The organism is Novosphingobium silvae (assembly GCF_009856825.1).
Lineage (GTDB): Bacteria > Pseudomonadota > Alphaproteobacteria > Sphingomonadales > Sphingomonadaceae > Novosphingobium > Novosphingobium silvae.
The window spans coordinates 1-1,273 of record NZ_WVTD01000060.1 but is presented as its reverse complement, the minus strand read 5'-3'; the positions used below and the strand labels follow the sequence as shown (position 1 = coordinate 1,273).

Below are 1,273 nucleotides of genomic sequence, written 5' to 3'. Positions count from 1 at the left end.
CTGACGTGACCCCCGTTTCTCATCCAGCGATAACGAGAGTCCTTTGGTGATCTGAACTGGTGTTGGTGGGGTTGGCAATAGGCCGGTCTGAGCAGCCATCAACCAGCGCAGCAGACCGGCCGCTGTGTCCGGTGAGCGCCTGTGCGTAGGCCTTGGGCGTCAGCCATCCCAGCTTCGAGTGCGGCCGGCTTTCGTTGTAGTCGCGCCGCCAGGCTTCGAGGACGGCCCGGGCGTGCGGCAGGGAGCGGAACAGCGTCTCGTTCAGCAGTTCGTCGCGCAGCCGACCATTGAAGCTCTCGTTGAAGCCGTTCTGCTGAGGCTTGCCAGGCGCGATGTAGTGCCAGCCCACGCCGGTGTCGTCGGCCCAGGCCAGGATGGCGTTGGACGTATATTCCGTGCCGTTGTCGCTGACGATCGTCTCGGGTCGCCCTCGTCGCAGGATGATGGCGTCCAGCTCGCGCGCCACCCGCCGGCCCGACAGCGAGGTGTCGGCGACGAGACCGAGGCATTCCCGCGTGCAGTTGTCGATCACCGTCAGGATGCGGAAGCGCCGCCCGTCGGTCATCTGATCCGACACGAAGTCAAGCGACCAGCGCTGGTTCGCGACCAGTGGGATCTCCAACGGACGCCGCGTGCCTATGGCCCGCTTACGCCCGCCGCGCCGGCGCACCGTCAGCTTCTCCTCGCGATAGATCCGCTGGACCCGCTTCCTGTTGACCGCATGCCCCTCGCGCCGAAGCATCACGTGCAGGCGCCGATAGCCGAACCGCCGCCGCTCCTGGGCCAGGGCCTTCAGCCGGTCGCGCAGGGCGCCGTCGTCCGGTCGCGTCGCCTGATAGCGCACGCTCGTCCGATCAACGCCCAACACCCGGCAGGCCCGCCGTTCGCTCATCTCGTAGGCCGACTGCAGGTGCGCCGCCGCCTCTCGGTGCGCAGCGGGCGTCACCACTTTTTTCCCAGCAAATCCTTCAGCGCGACGTTGTCCAGCATCGAGTCCGCCAGCATCCGCTTCAGCTTGGCGTTCTCGTCTTCCAGCGCCTTCAGACGCCGGGCCTCCGACACGTCCAGGCCGCCATACTTGGCCTTCCACTTGTAAAAGGTCGGCGAGCTCAGACCGTGCTTCCTGCACAGGTCCGCCACCGGAATACCGGCCTCCTGCTCGCGCAGGATCCCGATGATCTGCTCTTCTGTGAACCGTGATCGCTTCATTCTGTCCGTCCTTTCGAGGGGCGGACTCTAGCTATTCCTGGAGGAGTTTCAGGGGGTCACGTCA

Annotated in this window: 1 protein-coding gene; it reads right to left on the bottom strand. The window is 65.7% G+C overall.

Annotated features, from left to right (window positions below; genetic code table 11):
- Window positions 1-19: 19 nt before the first annotated feature.
- A protein-coding gene (locus tag GR702_RS21920) for an IS3 family transposase (RefSeq protein ID WP_157004574.1) occupies window positions 20-1,209 on the bottom strand; the annotation gives its coding sequence in 2 pieces (ribosomal slippage) (window positions 20-957 and window positions 957-1,209; 1,191 coding nt in all).
- Between the last annotated feature and the right edge of the window lie 64 nt (window positions 1,210-1,273).